This is a genomic window from Vibrio sp. D173a (assembly GCF_030248475.1).
In genome coordinates this window covers 1-497 of record NZ_JAHGAH010001078.1, presented here as the reverse complement: position 1 = coordinate 497, position 497 = coordinate 1, and the positions used below count along the sequence as shown (strand labels likewise).

The following is a 497-nucleotide window of genomic DNA, read 5'->3' as shown; positions in this document are numbered from 1 at the left end:
ATCGCGGTTGTTCACAACGGCATCATCGAAAACCATGAAGAGCTACGTACGCTTCTTCAAGGCCGTGGCTACGAATTCACATCTCAAACAGATACAGAAGTTATTGCTCACCTTGTTGAGTGGGAACTGCGTACTTCTGATTCTCTTGTTGAAGCTCTGCAGAAGACAGCGAAGCAACTTGACGGTGCTTACGGCACAGTAGCGGTTGATCGCAAAGGCCCTTCTCGTATCGTTGTGGCTCGCTCTGGTAGCCCAATCGTAATCGGTTTTGGTGTTGGCGAAAACTTCCTAGCTTCTGACCAACTTGCACTGCTTAGCGTAACTCGTCGCTTTATGTACCTAGAAGAGGGTGACGTGGCTGAAGTGACTCGTCGTGAAGTGACTGTGTTTGACGCAAGCGGTGAGCGTATTGAGCGTGAAATCGTTGAATCTAACGCAGAGCATGATGCAGGTGACAAAGGTAAGTACCGTCACTTCATGCAAAAAGAGATATTTGA

1 pseudogene is annotated in these 497 nt (G+C 48.1%); it reads left to right on the top strand.

The window, feature by feature from the left end:
* A pseudogene (locus tag KIV40_RS31415) lies at window positions 1-497 on the top strand (glutamine--fructose-6-phosphate aminotransferase); the annotation flags it as partial.